A 1429-nucleotide genomic window follows, 5' to 3' on the forward strand; every position below is an offset into this window, starting at 1 on the left:
GGGCCCCTCCTCGGCCAGGGCACGCACCAGGACGTCGCGGTAGCCGTGCACGTCGCTGACCGCGTACACCCTCGTCATCTGCCGTTCGCTCCGTCCGTCGTCCGGCCGTGCGAGCGGCCCGTGGGGACCATCCGCCGGGGACGACCTTAACCGCGACCGCGCGCTCGGTCCCGAACGCGGCACCGTCGGTCGGGGCGACCAGAATTGCGCTGCCGAGGGCCGGGGTTCGCTGCGACCCTGGGGAGCATGCAGACACCCGCCCCGATCGACCTGGACACCTGGCCCCGCCGGCAGCACTTCGAGCACTACCGGGCGTCGCCGTGCACGTACGCGATGACGGTGGAGCTGGACGCGACAGCGTTCGCGGCGACGCTGCGCGCGTCGTCGCGCCGCACGTACGTGGCGCAGGTGTGGGCGCTGGCGACGGTCGTGAACCGGCACGACGAGTTCCGCATGGTCCTCACCGGGGACGGCGCGCCCGCCGTCTGGCCGGTCGTGCACCCGGCGTTCACGGTGTTCCACGTGGAACACGAGACGTTCTCGTGCGTCTGGGCGCCCTACGACGCCGACTTCGGCGCGTTCCACGACGCCGCGACCGCGGTGCTGGCCGAGCACGGGGGCTCGACGGCGTTCTTCCCGCAGGGCACGCCGCCGCCGAACGCGTTCGACGTGTCCAGCCTGCCGTGGGCGTCGTTCACCGGGTTCACGCTGAACATCCGCGACGCCTGGAACCACCTCGCCCCGATCGTCACCCTGGGCCGGTACGTCGAGCGGGGCGGCCGGGTGCTCCTGCCGATGGCCGTGCAGGTCCACCACGCCGCCGCCGACGGCTTCCACACGGCGCGCCTGGTCACCGAGCTGCAGGAGCTCCTCGACGACCCGTCGTGGGTGGGCTGAGCCACAGTCCGGGGGTCACCTGCCGGACGGCTCGACGCCCGGACGGCGAGACGGCTTACCCTCTAGTCCCGTGAGCGAGAACCTGGGATCCACCGGCTCGATCGAACGCGTGGTGGCACGCCACGAGATGCCCGACCCCCTGCGGGACGACATCCGCCTGCTGGGCGGGCTGCTCGGCACCGTGCTGAAGGAGGCGGGCGGCCAGAGCCTGCTCGACGACGTCGAGCGTCTGCGCGGCCTGACGATCCGCGCCTACGGGGCGGACGACGGCGGCGCGACGCTGGCGGAGGCGGCCGAGGTCGTGGCCGGCTTCACGCCGGAGCGCGCCGAGCAGGTCGCGCGGGCCTTCACGTGCTACTTCCACCTGGCGAACCTCGCCGAGGAGTACCACCGCGTCCGCGTGCTGCGGGCGCGCGAGTCCGACGCCGCGTCGGGAGTCGTCATCGAGGACTCGCTGCCGCAGGCGTTCACGCAGCTCGCGGAGGAGGTCGGTCGCGACGAGGCGCTGCGGCGCCTGGGCGAGATCGAGTTC

The 1429-nt window shown here is 73.2% G+C and carries 2 protein-coding genes; both read left to right on the plus strand.

Going from position 1 to position 1429, the window contains the following annotated elements:
- The first annotated feature begins 246 nt into the window (after positions 1-246).
- A complete protein-coding gene (locus ACFWEK_RS21610) occupies positions 247-897 on the plus strand; it encodes a CatA-like O-acetyltransferase (protein ID WP_430555374.1) in 651 nt (216 codons plus the stop codon).
- Between the two features lie 127 nt (positions 898-1024).
- Positions 1025-1429 (plus strand): phosphoenolpyruvate carboxylase (locus ACFWEK_RS21615; protein ID WP_430555375.1); only part of this gene is annotated, 405 nt, incomplete at its 3' end.

The sequence above is a fragment of the Isoptericola sp. NPDC060257 genome (genome assembly GCF_042726645.1).
Lineage (GTDB): Bacteria > Actinomycetota > Actinomycetes > Actinomycetales > Cellulomonadaceae > Isoptericola > Isoptericola nanjingensis.

What these genes read in the sequence shown, in the direction of transcription:
- ACFWEK_RS21610 (WP_430555374.1), top strand. Translation starts at nt 247, where the DNA reads ATGCAGACACCCGCCCCGATCGACCTGGACACCTGGCCCCGCCGGCAG.